This is a genomic window from Vibrio sp. Vb0667, from assembly GCF_033391095.1.
Window position 1 is genome coordinate 1 of the sequence record NZ_JAWPOL010000213.1, and the last position, 1,296, is coordinate 1,296.

A 1,296-nucleotide genomic window follows, 5' to 3' on the forward strand; every position below is an offset into this window, starting at 1 on the left:
CAACCTTACGGGCTCAAGCGGTGCATTGCGTGTTTACGCGGAATACTTGGCGCAGCGAATTCCTGAGCGTTTGGAGTTGCCTTGGCCTAAAGAAGTGACGACGCTTGGCTTTAAACCGACCTCCAACGGTGGTTTAGAGATGAATTGCCGCAGCGATTACAAACTTCCAGTATGGGATAAAACGGGTCAAATCAAACAACAGTGTGAGAAAAAATCTAACTGGTTGAATAGTTTGTTTGATTGGTAGGATCTCCAAATCAACAACATGGACTTGTTTCACTGGTCAATTCTTAGTACATATTAGTGATCAAGTATTCAGTAAAGGAAGAAGTGGATGTTCAAAACGCTGTCATCAAGCCCGATGTCGCGCTATTTCGCGTTGTGGGTAAGTTTGTTTTTGATAGCCACTCCTTCTGTTGCTCAAGTCAAAAATGAGGATACTCCGACTCGTCCTAAAGTCGCGGTTGTTCTCGCTGGTGGCGGCGCAAAAGGTGCTGCCCACATTGGTGTCCTCAAGGCTCTAGAAGAAATGCACATTCCTGTCGATATCATCACAGGGACAAGCATGGGAGCTTATGTTGGCGGTTTGTACGCGACAGGCATGAGCGCCGATGAAATCGAAAGTTTTATCTATTCTGTTGATTGGAACAGTGGTTATCGTGATCGCGTCGATCGCAGTCAGCGTCGCGTTCGTGACAAAGAGTATGAAGACCGCTATCAAATCACGACCGATCTTGGTTTGCGGTTCGGCGAGGTTCGTGCTCCAACTGGTGTGGTTCAAGGGCAAAACATGTTGCGTGTGTTGCGCGAGACCACAGGCAACCTCGGACGTTTTGACTCCTTTGATGAGCTTGCCATTCCTTACCGTTCCGTTGCGACAGATATTTTAGAACTGGACGAAGTGGTGATCGGCAACGGTTATTTAGTTGATGCCATGATGGCCAGTATGTCTGTACCCGGCGCACTCCCTCCGTATAAGTTAAATGGCCACATGCTTGTTGACGGTGGCGTGGTCAACAACATGCCAGTGGATGTTGCGCGTGCGATGGGCGCGGATGTGGTTATCGCGGTAGACATCAGTACCGACTACAAAACCGAAGATGATTTTACTGGGCTGTTTACCGTTGCAGACCAACTCTCCAACTATCTGGTGCGTCGCAGTACCCAGCAGCAAGTCGAAACCCTGCAAGAACACGATGTTTACATTCGTCCCAATGTCGGCCAAATGGAAACCGTTGAGTTCGACAAAATGCCTTGGGCTTTTCAATCTGGTTATGACATCACCAAAGAAATGGA

The 1,296-nt window shown here is 48.1% G+C and carries 1 protein-coding gene and 1 pseudogene; both read left to right on the forward strand.

The genetic code is table 11. The annotated features are described in order from the left end of the window. A pseudogene (locus R8269_RS24710) lies at positions 1-247 on the forward strand (penicillin-binding protein 1B); the annotation flags it as partial. An 87-nt stretch (positions 248-334) separates the two neighbouring features. After that, positions 335-1,296 (forward strand): patatin-like phospholipase family protein (locus tag R8269_RS24715; protein WP_318222843.1); only part of this gene is annotated, 962 nt, incomplete at its 3' end.